Source organism: Frigidibacter albus, from assembly GCF_009908165.1.
Classification (GTDB): Bacteria; Pseudomonadota; Alphaproteobacteria; order Rhodobacterales; family Rhodobacteraceae; genus Frigidibacter; species Frigidibacter albus.
Genome location: NZ_JAAAUC010000001.1, coordinates 169,952 through 186,034, shown reverse-complemented (window position 1 = coordinate 186,034; position 16,083 = coordinate 169,952). Strand labels below are relative to the sequence as shown.

The 16,083-nt window shown below is 67.8% G+C and carries 20 protein-coding genes and 1 riboswitch; of the genes, 17 read left to right on the top strand and 3 right to left on the bottom strand.

The features are described from left to right. The first annotated feature begins 179 nt into the window (after window positions 1-179). The 7 genes from GVY41_RS00860 to GVY41_RS00830 are packed head-to-tail and all read left to right on the top strand — an operon-like array spanning window position 180 to window position 6,322. The gene (locus tag GVY41_RS00860; protein ID WP_161342439.1) at window positions 180-3,050 is read left to right on the top strand and encodes a monovalent cation/H+ antiporter subunit A; all 2,871 of its coding nucleotides are present in this window, start codon (window positions 180-182) and stop codon (window positions 3,048-3,050) included. Window position 3,051: 1 nt separating this feature from the next. Beyond that, entirely contained in the window at window positions 3,052-3,414 is a 363-nt protein-coding gene (locus GVY41_RS00855) for a Na+/H+ antiporter subunit C (protein ID WP_161342437.1), read from the top strand. Continuing rightward, entirely contained in the window at window positions 3,411-4,958 is a 1,548-nt protein-coding gene (locus GVY41_RS00850) for a monovalent cation/H+ antiporter subunit D (protein ID WP_161342435.1), read from the top strand. The genes GVY41_RS00855 and GVY41_RS00850 overlap by 4 nt, the downstream gene beginning before the upstream one ends. Further along, on the top strand, window positions 4,955-5,446 hold the full coding sequence (locus GVY41_RS00845) for a Na+/H+ antiporter subunit E (RefSeq protein WP_161342433.1): 492 nt from the start codon (window positions 4,955-4,957) through the stop codon (window positions 5,444-5,446). The genes GVY41_RS00850 and GVY41_RS00845 overlap by 4 nt, the downstream gene beginning before the upstream one ends. Beyond that, a complete protein-coding gene (locus GVY41_RS00840; RefSeq protein WP_161342431.1) occupies window positions 5,443-5,712 on the top strand; it encodes a K+/H+ antiporter subunit F in 270 nt (89 codons plus the stop codon). The genes GVY41_RS00845 and GVY41_RS00840 overlap by 4 nt, the downstream gene beginning before the upstream one ends. An 8-nt stretch (window positions 5,713-5,720) precedes the next feature. After that, window positions 5,721-6,101, top strand: a complete 381-nt coding sequence (locus tag GVY41_RS00835; RefSeq protein ID WP_161342429.1) for a Na+/H+ antiporter subunit G — start codon at window positions 5,721-5,723, stop codon at window positions 6,099-6,101. Window positions 6,102-6,160: 59 nt separating this feature from the next. Further along, entirely contained in the window at window positions 6,161-6,322 is a 162-nt protein-coding gene (locus GVY41_RS00830) for a hypothetical protein (protein WP_161342427.1), read from the top strand. Between the two features lie 24 nt (window positions 6,323-6,346). Here the strand turns inward: GVY41_RS00830 and GVY41_RS00825 are convergent, their stop codons facing one another. Together GVY41_RS00825 and GVY41_RS00820 are read right to left on the bottom strand one after the other, a co-directional pair. Next, a complete protein-coding gene (locus GVY41_RS00825; RefSeq protein ID WP_161342425.1) occupies window positions 6,347-6,676 on the bottom strand; it encodes an FCD domain-containing protein in 330 nt (109 codons plus the stop codon). Window positions 6,677-6,714: 38 nt separating this feature from the next. After that, window positions 6,715-6,912, bottom strand: coding sequence for a hypothetical protein (locus tag GVY41_RS00820; protein ID WP_161342424.1), 198 nt, complete (start codon window positions 6,910-6,912; stop codon window positions 6,715-6,717). Window positions 6,913-7,403: 491 nt separating this feature from the next. Beyond that, window positions 7,404-7,508, top strand: a riboswitch (TPP riboswitch). Between the two features lie 58 nt (window positions 7,509-7,566). Between GVY41_RS00820 and thiD the strand changes: the two genes are divergently transcribed. Genes thiD through GVY41_RS00770 form a run of 10 tightly spaced genes read left to right on the top strand, consistent with a single transcriptional unit; the run spans window position 7,567 to window position 14,935 of the window. After that, entirely contained in the window at window positions 7,567-8,370 is an 804-nt protein-coding gene (gene thiD / locus GVY41_RS00815) for a bifunctional hydroxymethylpyrimidine kinase/phosphomethylpyrimidine kinase (protein WP_161342422.1), read from the top strand. Further along, on the top strand, window positions 8,367-9,347 hold the full coding sequence (locus GVY41_RS00810) for an FAD-dependent oxidoreductase (protein WP_161342420.1): 981 nt from the start codon (window positions 8,367-8,369) through the stop codon (window positions 9,345-9,347). Before thiD ends, GVY41_RS00810 begins: the two co-directional genes overlap by 4 nt. After that, a complete protein-coding gene (thiS, locus tag GVY41_RS00805) occupies window positions 9,344-9,538 on the top strand; it encodes a sulfur carrier protein ThiS (RefSeq protein WP_161342418.1) in 195 nt (64 codons plus the stop codon). The genes GVY41_RS00810 and thiS overlap by 4 nt, the downstream gene beginning before the upstream one ends. Window positions 9,539-9,541: 3 nt before the next feature. Next, window positions 9,542-10,306, top strand: coding sequence for a thiazole synthase (locus GVY41_RS00800; RefSeq protein ID WP_161342416.1), 765 nt, complete (start codon window positions 9,542-9,544; stop codon window positions 10,304-10,306). Next, the gene (locus GVY41_RS00795) at window positions 10,303-10,899 is read left to right on the top strand and encodes a thiamine phosphate synthase (protein ID WP_161342414.1); all 597 of its coding nucleotides are present in this window, start codon (window positions 10,303-10,305) and stop codon (window positions 10,897-10,899) included. Before GVY41_RS00800 ends, GVY41_RS00795 begins: the two co-directional genes overlap by 4 nt. Continuing rightward, a complete protein-coding gene (locus GVY41_RS00790; RefSeq protein ID WP_161342412.1) occupies window positions 10,896-11,879 on the top strand; it encodes a HesA/MoeB/ThiF family protein in 984 nt (327 codons plus the stop codon). Before GVY41_RS00795 ends, GVY41_RS00790 begins: the two co-directional genes overlap by 4 nt. Then, window positions 11,876-12,820: an ABC transporter substrate-binding protein gene (locus tag GVY41_RS00785; RefSeq protein ID WP_161342410.1), complete on the top strand. Its 945-nt coding sequence runs from the start codon at window positions 11,876-11,878 to the stop codon at window positions 12,818-12,820. Before GVY41_RS00790 ends, GVY41_RS00785 begins: the two co-directional genes overlap by 4 nt. Then, window positions 12,817-13,491, top strand: a complete 675-nt coding sequence (locus GVY41_RS00780; protein WP_161342408.1) for a TenA family protein — start codon at window positions 12,817-12,819, stop codon at window positions 13,489-13,491. The genes GVY41_RS00785 and GVY41_RS00780 overlap by 4 nt, the downstream gene beginning before the upstream one ends. Then, entirely contained in the window at window positions 13,488-14,195 is a 708-nt protein-coding gene (locus GVY41_RS00775; protein ID WP_161342406.1) for an ABC transporter ATP-binding protein, read from the top strand. The genes GVY41_RS00780 and GVY41_RS00775 overlap by 4 nt, the downstream gene beginning before the upstream one ends. A 14-nt stretch (window positions 14,196-14,209) precedes the next feature. Continuing rightward, window positions 14,210-14,935: an ABC transporter permease gene (locus GVY41_RS00770; protein ID WP_161343088.1), complete on the top strand. Its 726-nt coding sequence runs from the start codon at window positions 14,210-14,212 to the stop codon at window positions 14,933-14,935. A 484-nt stretch (window positions 14,936-15,419) separates the two neighbouring features. Here GVY41_RS00770 and GVY41_RS00765 read toward each other — a convergent pair whose 3' ends face one another. Continuing rightward, window positions 15,420-16,073, bottom strand: coding sequence for a D-lyxose/D-mannose family sugar isomerase (locus GVY41_RS00765; protein WP_161342404.1), 654 nt, complete (start codon window positions 16,071-16,073; stop codon window positions 15,420-15,422). Window positions 16,074-16,083: the final 10 nt, after the last annotated feature.

Genomic DNA, 16,083 nt, shown 5'->3' with positions numbered 1-16,083 from the left:
GACCAGACACGTTGAGCCATGACGATGTCTCCGCAATCTTCATTGCGACAATTGGCGGGCCGGCGGGCCATGTCGTGCTCGACCCGGCCCGGATTGCGCGTCTAGCCGGTTTCCATCGCCTCCAACTTGCCCTATCTTACCGTGACTTAGAACCAAGAACCAACAGGCGGGGACCATCAATGTCGCGCGAGGGCGTGTTTCTTCTTGTCATGTCCGCGCTGCCGTTTCTCGGTGCGCTGATCCCCGGGCTGATGATCCGTGCAGGTCGCACGGCCTGCGCCACCTTTGCGGCGGTGCCGACGGCGCTGGCCCTGACGATGCTGCTGATTCTGGCACCTTCGGTCATGCAAGGAGAGGTGATCCGGGTCGAGCTTGACTGGCTCCCGCAGCTGGGGCTTTCGGTGTCGTTCTTTCTCGACGGTCTGGGGCTTCTCTTCGCCGGCATGATCCTCGGCGTCGGGCTTCTGGTCACGCTCTATGCGCGGTTCTACCTGTCGAGCGACGACCCGATGGGTCAGTTCTACACCTATCTCCTGCTGTTCCAGGGCGCGATGCTGGGCATCGTGCTGTCCGACAACATCCTGCTTCTGCTGATTTTCTGGGAGCTGACCTCGCTGTCGTCGTTCCTGCTGATCGGGTACTGGAAGCACCTGCCCGAGGGCCGTCAGGGCGCGCGCATGGCGCTGGCGGTCACAGGCGGGGGCGGATTGGCGATGATCGGGGGAATGCTCATCCTCGGCAATATCGCAGGCAGCTACAACCTGACCGATATCCTGACCCAGGGCGATGCGATCCGGGCCTCCGAGTGGTATCTTCCCGCGCTGATCCTGATCCTGCTGGGCGCGTTTACCAAGTCGGCGCAGTTCCCGTTCCACTTCTGGCTTCCCCATGCGATGGCCGCGCCCACCCCGGTCTCGGCCTACCTGCACTCGGCGACGATGGTGAAGGCGGGCGTGTTCCTGCTGGCGCGGATGTGGCCGGTGCTGGCCGGCACCGATGCCTGGTTCTACATCGTGGCGACGACCGGGCTGATCACGATGGTGCTTGGCGCGCTGATCGCGCTGTTCAAGAATGACCTGAAGGCCCTGCTGGCCTATTCGACGGTCAGTCACCTGGGGCTGCTGACGATGCTGCTGGGGTTCGGGACCAAGTTCGCGGCGATTGTCGCGGTGTTCCACATCATCAACCACCTGACCTTCAAGGCCGCGCTGTTCATGACCGCCGGCATCGTCGATCACGCGGTGCATAGCCGTGACATCAAGCGTCTGGGCGGGCTCCGGCATCTGATGCCCATCACCTTCGTCATCGGCACCGTCGCGGCGCTGTCGATGGCCGGCATCCCGCTGTTCAACGGCTTCCTGTCCAAGGAGATGATGCTGGACGAGGCGGCCCGTACCGGCTGGGCGGGCAGCGCCTGGGTGGTGCCGGCTCTGGCTACCCTCGGCGCGTTGCTGTCGGTGGCCTATTCTTTCCGGTTCATCATGCATGTCTTCTTCGGCCCGGTGCGCGACGACTACCCCGCCGAGCCGCATGACCCGCCCTTCGGCCTCTGGGCCGCGCCGGCCCTGCTTGTGGTCGGGGTCGTCCTGATCGGTCTCGTTCCGGCACTGGTCGTGGGTCCGCTGGTCGCGGTCGCGGGCGGCGCAGTGATCGGCGGCGGCGAGTTGCCCTACTATTCGCTGAAGATCTGGCACGGGGTCACGCCGGCGCTCTTCATGTCGGCTGCCGCGGTCCTCGGCGGCCTGCTTCTGCTGTGGCGCCACGCACCGCTCGACAGGGTCTGGCTCGCCGCACCGCGCCCGGAGGCCAAGGTGATCTTCGACCGGCTGATCGCGGCTGCCGTTTCCCTGGCACGGCGGATCACGGACAGGGCCCATGACGGCGCCATGAGCCGCTATCTGGCGATCTTCGTGGTGGCTACGGTCGCGCTCGGTGCGGTCGCCTGGACCGGCGGCGGGACACCCCCGCCGACTCGCGGGCTGCAGCCGGTCCCGCTGGTGGTCGCGATTGGCTGGGCGCTGCTGCTGGTGGCTGCGGTCTCGGTCGTCGTGACACATCGGTCGCGGTTTCTGGCGCTGGTGCTGATCTCGATCATCGGGCTGATGATCTCGGCCGGTTTTGTCTACCTCTCGGCGCCTGACCTTGCCCTGACGCAGATCGCGGTCGAGACGGTGACGATCATGCTTCTGCTGCTGGCGCTGCATTTCCTGCCCAAGACGACCCCGATCGAAAGCGGCTGGTTCCGCCGGATCCGCGACGGCATGATCGCCGCGGCCGCGGGCGGCGGCGTCGGTGCGCTGGCCTATGTCTTCCTGCTCAGGGATGTCGACACGATCTCGGGCTACCATCTGGAAAATTCCTACGTGGGCGGCGGCGGAACCAATGTCGTCAACGTCATCCTCGTCGATTTCCGCGGCTACGACACCTATGGCGAGATCATCGTTCTGGCCATTGCCGGCCTTGTCATCTTTGCCGCGATCGAGGCCCTGCTGAGCGGTCCCGCGGCGGCCCGCATCCGCAATACCAACTATACGCAGGACCGGTCCCGCGACCGTCACCCGCTGATGATGGTCGTCGCCACCCGCGTGATGATGCCGATAGCGATCATGGTCGGGGTCTACATCTTCCTGCGCGGCCACAACCAGCCCGGCGGAGGTTTCGTGGCCGGTCTGGTGATCTCGATTGCCCTGCTGATGCAATACATGGCCTCGGGCTTCGCCTGGGCGCAGGCGCGCCAGAGGATCGGGTACCACACCATGATCGGCTGGGGCGTGCTGATCGCGGGTCTGACCGGCGCGGCGGCCTGGCTTGCGGGCCGGCCCTTCTTGACCAGCGCATTCGGCTATGTCCATCTGCCGCCGATCGAGGAGTTCGAGCTGGCAACCGCCATGGCATTCGACCTTGGCGTGTTCCTTGCCGTGCTGGGGGCCGTGATGCTGATGCTCTACAGCCTGTCGCGGATCGCGCGCTATGCCGGCGAAACCCAGAATGCCGACCCCATGGACTTCGATCCAAGCGAGCGAAAGACAGACCCGAAGGAGGGCGTGTGAGATGGAGATCGTGGTCGCAAGCTCGGTGGCGGTGCTGACGGCAGGGGGTGTTTACCTGATCCTGCGTCTGCGCACCTTCCCCGTTATCCTGGGGCTTGCCCTCCTGTCATATGCGGTGAACATCTTCCTGTTCGCCTCGGGACGGCTCGCATCCGGCCTGCCGCCGGTCCTGTCAAGATACGGTGACGCCACCTACACCGATCCCCTGCCACAGGCGCTGGTGCTGACGGCAATCGTCATCTCGTTCGGGATGACGGCCGTGCTGGTCATCGTCGCGCTTGGCGCCTTCCTGGAATCCGGCAGCGACCGGATCGACATCGCCCCGCCCGAGGACGATGCCGCACCCCAGGAGAGCCACCGATGAACCACTGGATTATTGCGCCGGTGATCCTGCCGGCGCTGCTGGCGCCGCTGATCGCCTTCGTCATGCGCCACGATCTGACTTTGGCGCGCACCACGTCTCTGGCAGGGGCGGTGGCCATTGTCGCCATAGCCGTCGGCCTTACGGTGGCCTCGGGCAGCGGGGAGACGCAGGTCTACTACCTTGGCAACTGGCCGGCGCCCTTCGGCATCGTGCTCGTCCTCGACCGGCTCTCGGCCCTGATGGTGCTGCTGACCAGCGTTCTTGCCCTGATCGTGCTGGTTCACGCCGTCGCCACCGGCTGGGACGCCCGCGGAAGGCATTTCCATGCCTTGTTCCAGTTCCAGATCATGGGCATCTGCGGTGCCTTCCTGACCGGAGACATCTTCAACCTGTTCGTCTTCTTCGAGGTGCTGCTGATCGCCTCCTACGGCCTGATGATCCACGGCGGCGGGCGCGAGCGCATGCAGGCGGGCGTGCAGTACATCGTCATGAACCTGGCCGGATCCACCCTGTTCCTCTTCGGGCTCGGCGTCCTCTATGCCAGCACCGGAACGCTGAACATCGCCGATCTCGCGCTCAAGCTGCGCGAAATCCCGATCGAGGACGCCGCACTGGTCCGGGTCGCCGCGATGCTGCTGATGATCGTCTTCGCGCTCAAGGCGGCGCTGTTCCCGCTGCAGTTCTGGCTGCCGGGCACCTACGCCAACGCGCCCGCCCCGGTAGCCGCGTTGTTCGCCATCATGACCAAGGTCGGGGCCTATGCGATCATCCGGGTGCATACCCTGGCCTTCGGGCCGGATATCGAGGCGACCGGGCCGCTTGCCGCGACATGGCTGTTCCCGGCCGCCATCGTCACCATCGTGATCGGGGCATTGGGGGTTCTGGGCGCGCGCGCTCTGCTGCCGCTGATCGCCTTCTCGGTACTGGGATCGATGGGGACGTTGATGGTCGCCGTTGCAAGCTTCACCCCCGAGGCGACCCTCGCCGCCCTCTATTACCTCGTCCATTCGACCTTCGCCGGGGCCGCGCTGTTCCTCGTGGCCGACCTGCTGCTGTCGCGCCGCAAGGACCAGACGCTGATCCCGCTGCCGGCGACCGTCCAGAACGGGCTCTTCGCCGGGCTTTTCTTCGCTGCTGCAATCGGCATGGCGGGCATGCCCCCGCTCAGCGGCTTCCTGGGTAAACTGCTGATCCTCGACGCGCTGCGCGATCCCGGCCAGATGCCCTGGGCCTGGGGCGCGGTGCTTGCCGGCTCGTTGGTCACCATCGTCGGTTTTGCCCGCGCCGGCAGCCAGCTCTTCTGGGAATCGACCAGTATCCCGGTCGCGGCTCCGACAGGACCGGGTCACGGGCCAGTCACGCCCGTCCGGGCCGCTTCGGCGTTCGAGATCGCGCCGACCCTGACCGCGCTGGCGGTGCTCGCAGCGCTATCGGTCTTCGCCGGACCGGTATCGGCCTTCCTGGCTCAGACCTCCGAGCAGGTTTTCGATCGTGACGGCTATATCGGGGCCGTGCTTGGAACCGAGGCGGAGGACCAGCCATGATCGCACGTCTTGTTCCCCACCCGATCCTCAGCGCCACCCTGACCCTGGTCTGGCTCGGCCTCGTAAACAAGGTCACGCTTGGCAACCTCCTGCTCGGCAGCGTGCTTGGTCTTGCCATTCCGATGCTGACGGCAGCCTACTGGCCAAACCGGCCCAAGCTGCGCAAACCCCTGGTCGCCGTCAGGTATATCGGGATGGTCCTGTGGGATATCGTCATCGCCAACGTCGAGGTCGCGATGATCATCCTGTTCAAGAAACGGGACGAAGTCCACTCGCAATGGATCGTAGTCCCGCTTGATCTGACCTCGCCCGAGGCTATCACCTGGCTTGCCGGCACGATCACCCTGACCCCCGGGACCGTCTCGGCAACGCTGTCGGCCGATGCAAGCAGTATCCTGGTGCACTGCCTGCATACCGATGATCCGGGCGGCGTGCGCGATACGATCAAGGCCCGCTACGAAGCCCCGCTGAAGGAGATTTTCCCATGATCGCCATCGCCCTCTGGTTCGCCTTCGCCTGCTTCGGGCTTGGCCTGCTGATGACCGCCTGGCGGATGGTGGTGGGCCCCGATGCTGCCGACCGGATCCTCGCGCTCGACACCATGGTGATCAACGTCATCGCGCTGTTCATGGTCTACGGCATCCTCCGCGGCACCACGATCTACTATGAGGCCGCAATGCTGGTCGCCATGGTCGGCTTCGTCTCGACGGTCGCCTACTGCCGCTTCGTGTTGCGCGGCGACATCATCGAATAGGACCCAGAATGACTGTCATCGCAGAGATCCTCGTGTCGTTCTTTCTTGTCGTCGGCGGCATCTTCGGGCTCGTTGGCTCGTTGGGGCTGCTCAAGCTGCGCACGACAATGCAACGCCTGCATTCTCCCACCAAGGCGACGACACTCGGTGTGGGCGGCGTGCTGATAGCCTCGATGCTCTACTTCCTTCTGGTCGGCGGCATGCTCTCGTTCCACGAGCTCCTGATCACGCTCTTCCTTTTTCTGACGGCACCGATCACCGCGCATTTCATAGCCAAGACCTACATGGTCATGAACCTGAAACCGACCGACCTGCCGGAAACTGGGCGAGGCCCTGGCTGGGCCATCTACGATGACGCGCCGGAATCGGAGACGGACGACAGGACCTGAGCCGACGGAACGGAGTGTGGAGGCGGGTCAGGGCTGATTTGGATCGGGCATGGCCGCCCGTGGACACCGGCGTCAGAACCACCAGCGTCTCGGCCTCGGATCTCGGCGACGAGGTGCTTGGCAACTATCAGGGCGGCACCATCCGCATCGGGAACCGCGAGGTTTCAACATTCGTCTCTCCGGTATCCGTCGATCTGGCTGCGCTGGAAACAGCTGGCTGATCGTTCGAAGGCGGCCGCAGCCGATCACTCGGCGGCGGTCGCGTCTCCCGGCAGATGCACGACATTGCGGGCGCAAGCCCAAGGATATGCGCCCGCATCGGCCCGGTTCGCCTCTGCCGGATCGCCCGCCCTAACAGCCTCCACGATGCGGCGATGTTCGGCAACCCGGCGCGAGATGACGACCAGCTTGCCACCTTCCGGGGCAGTCTGCGTCCTTTGCGGACGCTCGCGGCGGGCACAGGCGCCGCACACAATTTCCCGCAGATCCATCAGCACCGAGTTTCCGCAGGTCTCTGCAATGATCCCGTGGACCTCTTCGTCCAGCCGGTCAAGCTGCGAGCTGTTGCCGTGCAAGCGCCCCGTCCATCGCCTCGACAAGGCCGACAAGACGGTCAAGCCTGGTCTATCCCCGCGACCGCCAGTTGTGCCGCCCAGCCTTCAAGGAAATACCGCGCTTGCAGGACTTCCGCTGCCGCATAGCGCCGCGCGCGCCCTTGCGCCCGGTCGACGGAAGGCCAATCGGATTGCGGCTTGATGAAAACGCCGCGCATCCGCGCGAGCGTGGATTTTCCGCAGCCGGATTCGCCCACCAAGAGGCACCTGAGTGCAGACGCATCCCCTCGGTCAGTGCCTGCCGATCATGTAGACCGGTTGAGCGACGACATCGGGTCCTGGAAGATGAAGCCTATGCGCCGTCCCAGCACCTCTCGTGACAGGCGCGCCGCCGGGGAGATCGGCAAGGTCGATCTCGCCCGGCCGCATGCGGGCTGCGCTGCAGTGGGGGGATCTGGGTTGACCGCCATCACAGCCCGAACAGTGCCAAGCCTGGGATCACCACCAGCCAGGGGTTGAACACCATGGGATCTTCCGTCTCACCCACCATGCTATCGTCCTGCTTGCAATGCAATCGCCTCGCGACGCCCTGCGGCGCAAGAATACTTGCGATTTGAACGGCGCGAACGTCGCCGACTGGTTGATGAAGTCAGCCGAGCATGGTCGCCGCCGGATCAACTGCTCGGAATATCGGGCCGGGATGGCGCTGGTCCTTGCCGGTGAGCCGATTCCACCCTAGCATTTGCGAACATACTCGTTGGGGTGCCCCGGGCGACCGGGGCTGAGAGGCAGCAGCCAACCCATCGAACCTGATCCGGTTAATACCGGCGGAGGGAACGGGTAGCTTGGTTACGCATGGCAGTTCTGTGCCTGCAAGCCCCCTCCCATTCCGTCGGTCGAAGGGAGGCGACATGACGGCAATCGCATTGACCATCGCGGGGTCCGACAGCGGCGGCGGGGCCGGCATTCAGGCCGATCTCAAGACCTTTTCGGCGCTTGGCTGCTATGGCGCCTCTGTGCTGACCGCGATCACCGCGCAGAACACCCGCGCGGTGACGGCAGTTCTGGCGCTGTCCCCTGCCATCGTGCGGGCCCAGATCGCTGCGGTTCTGGACGATCTGGCGGTGGCGTCCGTCAAGATCGGGATGCTGGGCGACCCGTCCGTGATCCGCGCCGTGGCCGAGGGGCTGCGCGGGCGCGGGCTGCCGGTGGTGCTCGATCCGGTGATGGTGGCGAAATCCGGCGACCGGCTGCTGGCGGTAGACGCGATTGCCGCGCTGCGCGAGGAGCTGTTGCCGCTGGCCACGGTGCTGACCCCGAACCTGCCCGAGGCGGCAGACCTGCTGGGCACGGCCCCTGCCGCGGGCCTTGCGGCCCGCGAGGCGCAGGGCCGGGCGCTGCTGGCGCTTGGTCCCGCGTGGGTGCTGATGAAGGGCGGCCATGCCGAGGGCCCCATCTGCACCGACCTGCTGCTGGGGCCCGAGCGGCATCGCCTGACCGCCCCCCGCATCGCCACGCGCAACACCCACGGCACCGGCTGCACGCTGTCGGCGGCCATCGCGGCCGGGCTGGCGCAGGGCCGGACGGTGCCGCAGGCGGTGATCCTGGCGCATGGCTACCTGCAGGCGGCCCTTGCCGCGGCCGATGGGCTGAAGGTCGGCTCCGGTCACGGCCCGGTACATCACTTCCACGCGTTCTGGGGGACCACGGCATGACCCTTCGCATCCTTGGCGCCGGGGTGATGGGCCTTGCCCTTGCCACCGAACTGACTGCGCGGGGCCACGCGGTCGAGCTGGTCGATCCGGCCCCCGCCCCCGGCCCTCATGCCTGTTCCTGGTGGGCGGGCGGGATGCTCGCCCCGTTCTGCGAGGCGGAGACCGGCGGCGAGATCGTCGCGCGTCACGGCCAGCCCGCCCTCGACTGGTGGGACCAGCACACCGGCCTGACCCACCGAGCCGGCACGCTGGTCCTGACCCTTGCGCGCGACAGTGGCGAGCGGCTGCGCTTTGCCCGTCGGACCACAGGGCACCGGACGCTGGACGCCGACGGTATCGCCGCGCTGGAGCCCGATCTCGCGGGGCGCTTTGCCTCGGGCCTGTTCTATGAGGCCGAGGCGCATCTGTCGCCGCGCGCCGCGCTGGCCGAACTGCGCGCCCGGCTGCTGGCGCAGGGCGTGGCCTTCCACACCGCCCCGCCCGCGACCCAGCCCGATCTGGTGATCGACGCCCGCGGGCTCGCGGCGCGCGACCAGCTGGCCGACCTGCGCGGCGTGCGCGGCGAGATGCTGGTGCTGCGTTGTCCGGGCATCACCCTGTCACGGCCGGTCCGGCTGCTGCATCCGCGCATCCCGCTTTATATCGTGCCGCGCGGCGACGGGGTGTTCATGCTGGGCGCCACGATGATCGAAAGCGACCGCCGCGGCGCCGTCACCGTGCGGTCCGTGCTGGAGCTGCTGTCGGCCGCCTATGCGCTGCACCCGGCCTTTGGCGAGGCCGAAGTGCTGGAAACCGGCGCCGATGCCCGCCCCGCCTTCCCCGGCAACCTGCCCGCGCTGCGGCGGCGCGGGGGCACGCTTTATGCCAATGGGCTCTATCGCCACGGCTTCCTGCTGTCGCCAGCCGTTGCCGCGATGGCGGCGGATCATCTGGAAACCGGCACCATCCCCGACTTCATGGACGAGGCACCGACATGACCATCACCCTCAACGGCGCGCCGCTGCAGACCGGCGCTACTACGCTTGCCGATCTGCTGCACGAGGCCGGCTTTGGCCCCAAGGTCGCCACCGCCCGCAACGGCGCCTTCGTGCCCGCTGGCCTGCGCGCCAGCACCCCGATCACCGAGGGCGACCGCATCGAGGTTCTCGCCCCCATGCAAGGAGGTTGACCCATGCCGGTCTTCTACGGAACCGAGGTTGCAAGCGCGCTGATGCTGGGCACCGCGCAATATCCCTCCCCCGCCGTGCTGGCCGAGGCGTTCCGCGCCTCGGGCGCCGGGATCGCCACGGTCAGCCTGCGGCGCGAACAGGGCGGCGGGCAGGATTTCTGGTCGCTGATCCAGGGGCTTGGCACCCGCCTCCTGCCCAACACGGCCGGCTGCCACAGCGTCAAGGAGGCGGTGACGACCGCCCATATGGCGCGCGAGCTGTTCGGCACCCCCTGGATCAAGCTGGAGGTGATCGGCCATACCGACACGCTGCAGCCCGATGTGGTCGGGCTGGTCGAGGCGGCGCGGATCCTGACCGAGGACGGATTTCAGGTCTTTCCCTATTGCACCGAGGATCTGGGCATCTGCGGCCGGCTTCGGGACGCGGGCTGCGAGGTGCTGATGCCTTGGGGCGCGCCGATAGGGTCGGGCATGGGGCTCAACAACCCCTACGGGCTGCGCAGCCTGAGGGCGCATTTCGCCGATGTGCCGCTGGTGGTGGATGCCGGGATCGGCCTGCCCTCGCACGCGGCGCAGGCGATGGAGATGGGGTATGACGCCGTCCTGCTGAACACCGCCGTTGCCCGCGCCGGCGATCCTGCCGGCATGGCCCGGGCCATGGCGCTGGCGGTTCAGGCCGGGCGCGCGGCCTTCCTGGCCGACCCGATGGCGCCGCGCGACATGGCGGCCCCCTCGACCCCCGTGCTGGGAAAGGCGTTCCTGACATGACCCTGCCGCGCTTCTACCCGATCTTCGACAGTGCCGACTGGCTGGCGCGGATGCTGCCGCTTGGCGTGAAGCTGGTGCAGTTGCGGGTGAAGGACCGCCCGTTGCCCGAAGTGCGGGCCGAGATCTGCCGCGCCCGCGATCTGTGCCGCGCGGCGGGCGCGGCGCTGGTGGTGAACGATCACTGGCAGCTGGCCATCGAGGCGGGTTGCGACTGGGTGCATCTGGGGCAGGAGGATCTGGACACCGCCAACCTGCCCGCCATCCGCGCGGCGGGGCTGCGGCTTGGCGTCTCCACTCATGACGAGGCGGAACTGGGCCGCGCTCTGGCGCTTCGGCCTGACTACATCGCCTTGGGTCCGGTCTGGCCGACGATCCTGAAGCAGATGAAGTGGCACCAGCAAGGGGTCGAGAAGCTGACGGACTGGAAGGCCCGCATCGGCGCCATCCCCCTGATCGCCATCGGCGGGCTGACGCCGGAGCGGGCAGCGCTGGCCTTTGCCGCCGGGGCCGATGTGGTGTCGGTGGTGACCGACATCACCCTGAACCCGGACCCCGAGACGCGGGTGCGCCGCTGGCTGGAGGTGACGGCATGAGCCGCTATTCCCGCCAGACGATCCTGCCCGAGGTCGGCGCCGCGGGGCAGGCGCGCATCGCCGCTGCCCATGTGCTGGTCGTCGGCGCGGGCGGGCTTGGCGTGCCGGTGCTGCAATATCTGGCGGGGGCGGGCGTCGGGCGGATCGCGCTGGTCGATCCCGACCCGGTGGAGGAGACGAACCTGCACCGCCAGCCGATCTACGGGCCGCATCTTGGCCAGCCCAAGGCCGAGGCGGCGGCGGCCTTTGCGCGTGGGCTGAACCCTGAGGTCACGGTCACGCCGCGGGTGGAATGGCTCACCCCGACCAATGCGCCGGGGCTGGTGGCGGGCGCCGATCTGGTGCTGGATTGCGCCGACAGTTTCGCGGTCAGCTACACCCTGTCCGACACCTGCCTGCGCGCCGGCAAGCCGCTGATCTCGGCCTCGGTCCTGGGGCTTGCGGGCTATGTCGGCGGGTTTTGCGGCGGGGCGCCCTCGCTGCGGGCGGTGTTTCCGGACCTGCCGGACAGCCTTGCCACCTGTGCCACGGCCGGGGTGCTGGGGCCGGTGGTGGGGATGTTCGGCACGTTGCAGGCGCAGATGGCGCTGGCGGTGCTGATCGGGCTGACGCCCTCGCCGCTGGGGCAGCTGGTCCGGCATGACATGGCGGGGTTCCGCAGCTCCTCCTTCCGCTTCGACGGCGCACCAGAGCCCAAGGAGGCGCCGCACAGGTTTGTCGCCAAGGCTGATCTGCGCCCCGGCGATTTCATCGTCGACCTGCGCGGCGCCGACGAGGCGCCGGTGCCCGCCGCCCCCCATGCGCAGCGCTTGGCCGTGGAGGCGTTCGGCCCCGACGGCCCCTGCCCCGCCCCCGGCCAGCGCGCCGTCTTCGCCTGCCGCACCGGCCTGCGCGCCTGGCGCGCGGCGGACCGGCTGCGCCCCCACTGGCCGGGCGAGATCGCCCTGCTGGCTGACATCCCCACTGGAGAGATCCCATGAAACACCCCATCGCCGCCCTGCTTGCCACGCTGGCCCTTGCTGTGCCCGCCCATGCGCAGGACAAGCTGACCCTGATCCTCGACTGGTATGTGAACCCCGATCACGCCCCGATCATCCTGGCGCAAGAGCTGGGGTTCTTCGCCGATCAGGGGCTGGAGGTTGAGGTGATTGCCCCCGCCGATCCGTCCGAACCGCCCAAGCTGGTGGCGGCGGGCCGCGCCGACCTCGCCGTCAGCTATCAGCCGCAGCTGCACTTGCAGGTGCATGAAGGGCTGCCGCTGGTGCGCGTCGGCACGCTGGTGGCAACGCCGCTCAACTGCCTGATGGTCACGGCGGGCGGGCCGGTGCAGACGCTTGCCGATCTGAAGGGGCGCAAGGTCGGCTATTCGGTGTCGGGAGTGGAAGAGGCGGTGATGGCGGCGATGCTGCGGTCGGTGGACCTCGGCCTCGGCGATGTCGAGATGATCAACGTCAACTGGTCGCTGACCCCCGCGCTGATGACCGGGCAGGTCGATGCGGTGATCGGCGCCTTCCGCAACTTCGAGCTGACGCAGATGCGGCTGGCTGGCACCGAGGGGCGCTGCTTCTTCCCCGAGGAAGCCGGACTTCCCAGCTATGACGAGCTGATCTTCGTGGCCAATTCCGAAACGCTGGACCGGGCGCTTGTCGGCCGGTTCATGGCGGCGATCGAGAAGGGAACGGAGTATATGATCAACCACCCGGATGCGGCCTTTGCCGCCTTCTCGGCCACCTCGCCGGACCTGGCGGGCGAGTTGAACACCCAGGCCTGGGCCGACACGATGCCCCGCTTCGCCCACAGCCCCGCCGCGCTGGACCATGGCCGCTATGCTCGGTTCGAGGCGTTCCTGCACGAGGCGGGGTTGATCGATAGCATCCTGCCGGTCTCGCAACTGGCAGTGGACCCCGGGGCGGTGGAATGACGCCCGATTACGGCCGCAGCTTTGCCCTGTGGCGCGGCGACTGCGCGGGGCCCTGGGCGGTCTACACGCGCCACGCCTTTGTCGAAGGGCTGAAGGACGGCACGCTGCCGCCCGAGGCCTATCTGGCCTACCTGCGGCAGGATTACCTGTTCCTGATCCACTTCGCGCGCGCCTGGTCGCTGGCCGTGGTCAAGGCCGGATCGCTGGCCGAAATGCAGGCCGCCAGCGTCACCGTCCACGCGCTGCTGAATGTGGAAATGGCGCTGCATGTCGGCCACTGCGCAGCAGCCGGCATTGGCCTCGCAGAGTTGCAGGCGACAGAGGAAGCGCCCGAAACGCTCGCCTATACCCGCTATGTGCTCGAGGCCGGCTATTCGGGCGATTTCCTTGATCTGCTGGCGGCGCTGGCGCCTTGCGTGCTTGGCTATGGCGAGATCGGCGCGAGGCTGCTGGCCGAGGCGGGCGAGACCCCCTATCGCGGCTGGATCGAGACCTATGGCGGCCCCGGCTATCAGCAGCTGTGCCATGAGACCGGCGCGCTGATCGACAGGGCGGTGGCGGATCGGCTGGGGCCTGCGCCCGAAACGCTGCCCTGCTGGCAGGGCCTCACCGCGCGCTTTGCCACCGCGACGCGGCTGGAGGCAGCGTTCTGGGCGGTGGGCCGGGCATGACCGCGGCCGTCACCGTCACCGGGCAGGTGCGGATCGACAGGCGGGCGCTGTTCCCGCCGATCCGGCTGCAGCTTGCACCCGGCCTGTGGACGGTGCTTCTGGGGCCGTCGGGTGTGGGCAAATCCACGCTGCTGCGCCTGATCGCCGGCCTGCCGATCGGCGGTGTGTTCGCGGGGCGCGTAGAGAACCGCCAGCCCATCGCGCTGATGGCGCAGGATCCCGGGCTGCTGCCCTGGCTGACGGTGCGGCAGAACGCGGCGCTTGGGGCGCGTCTGCGCGGCGAGCGGGCGGATGCGGCGCGACTGGCCGCGATCTTGCAGCGCACCGGCCTGTCGGACCATGCGGGCAAGCTCCCTGCCGCGCTGTCGGGCGGACAGCGGCAGCGGGTGGCTCTGGCGCGGACGCTGATGGAGGATCGCCCGGTGGTGCTGCTGGACGAGCCCTTCGCGGCGCTGGATGCAAGGACGCGGATGGCGATGCAGGATCTGGCGGCGGGGGTGCTGGCCGGGCGCAGCGTGCTGATGGTGACCCATGACCCGGCCGAGGCGGCGCGGCTGGCGGACCGGATCTACCTGCTGACCGAGGAGGGCCTGACCGAGCACGCCGTCCCGGCCACAAGCCCGCCGCGCCAGCACGCCGACCCGGGCGCCTTTGCCTGCCAGACGGCGCTGCTGGCCCGGCTGATCGAAGGCGCGCCAAGGTGAAGGCGCGCGCGGCCCTGGCGCCGCTTGCCATAGGTGTCGCGGGGATTGTGCTGTGGCAGGCGCTGGTGGTGGCGACCGGCCTGCCGCCCTTCCTGCTGCCTGGGCCACGGGCGGTGGCCGAGGCGCTGCTGACGCATCACGAGGTGCTGGCCCGCGCGGCGCTGCGCACATCGACCGAGATCGTGGCCGGCTTCATCCTCGGCGCCGGGGCGGGCAGCCTGTTGGCGCTGCTGATGGCGGCCAGCCCGCGCGTGGCGACGGCACTGCGCCCGGCCCTGCTGGTGTCGCAGATGATCCCGATCTTTGCACTGGCGCCGATCCTGACGCTGTGGCTGGGCTATGGCATGGCTCCCAAGATCGTGGTGTCGGCGCTGATCTGCTTCTTTCCCGTCGCCTCGGCGTTCTTCGACGGGCTGGAGAGGACATCGACCGCGCATCTGGATCTGGCGCGGACGATGGGTGCGAATGGCTGGCGGGAAATGTGGCACCTGCGCATTCCGATGGCGCTGCCGATGCTGGGCAGCGGGCTGAAGCTGGCGGCCGTCTATGCCCCCGTCGGGGCGGTGATCGGCGAATGGGTTGGCGGGTCCGAGGGGCTGGGGGCAGTGATGATCCACGCCAACGGCCGGATGTGGATCGACCTGAGCTTTGCCGCGCTCGCGCTGGTGACGGTGATTGCGCTGGCCTTCCACGCAGCGGTGGGCTGGGGGGTCAGGCGATGGCTTGCCCGGTTTGGATGAGTGGCCGACGCAAGGTGCGGCGCTTACGCGGGCGCCGAAGCGGTGATCGCACTGCTCAACGAGCACATCTTCTCAAGAGTGGATGTGGAAACCTACGGGATGGCGGACTGACTCATCCCGCGTAATCCAGGCGCCCCACCCGAGACTTTCTGGGTGGGGCCACGAAGCGGACCAGAAACAGGTCGGGCACCGAGCGAATGCGATGAGAAGCGTTCCCGGCCCACTGTCCGGAAGGGCGGGGAATCTGTTCTTGCGCCGGTACATTCTTCGCAGCGATCCAAGGCATTGCGAGCGCGTGCGAAGCGCGTCGGAGTCGATCTATAACACAATCATCCAACCGGGCGCCCTCGGCCCGCCCCGGCATCCGGCAGATCGCGCAGGTTTTTCATGCCGAAGGCGGCGAGGACCCGCTCGGCGCAGGCTGCGCCGCATTGCGGGCCGCGCTCGTCGGCTGATCAGCTCCTGCTTGACCTGCCGCCGTGCGTTATCGCGACTCGTTCCACAAAAGCCGGTGCGCGGGTTCGTCTTCGTCAATGCTCGCAAAACGGCCGATCGGTTCGCGGAAGTAATTGTCGGTCAGGTCGTCATTGGACTGGCTGACCTCGGCGACGAAGACATCTCCCCTGCCCTCCTCGCCCCAGAAGCTGTGCTGCAGGCCGCGCGGAATCGTGACGCTCTGTCCCGGCCGAAGCCGGACCGGGGCGGAATAGGGGTCTGCAACCTCGCGGCCATCGACCATGACCGGGGCGCTGTCGAAACTGCCCTCAGGGCTGAAGGCCACCATCAGGTTGCCGCCGCCGCGCACGATGATGTCCTCGAGCTTGACCTTGTGGGCGTGGAAGGGGGTGACCTGACCCTCGGCGACGAACAGCAGCTTTTCCGCATAGGGCAGGCTTGACACATCGCCCTGTCGCCCGTTGCGTACGCAAAACAATGTCAGCCCCTGCCGCGCGAAATCGCCAAGGCCGAAATCCGTCACGTCCCATCCCAGCTGCCGCTCGTGCAGATAGGCGGCCAAATCCGGCTCGCGCGCATGGTCCTTGGGCGTCCAGTTGGCCCAATCGGGCAGGTGCCAGCCATGGCGCTCAAGCACCGCCTCGGCGCTGCGGATCGCGGTGTTGATGCGGGACCGTTCCATTCTGCTCTCT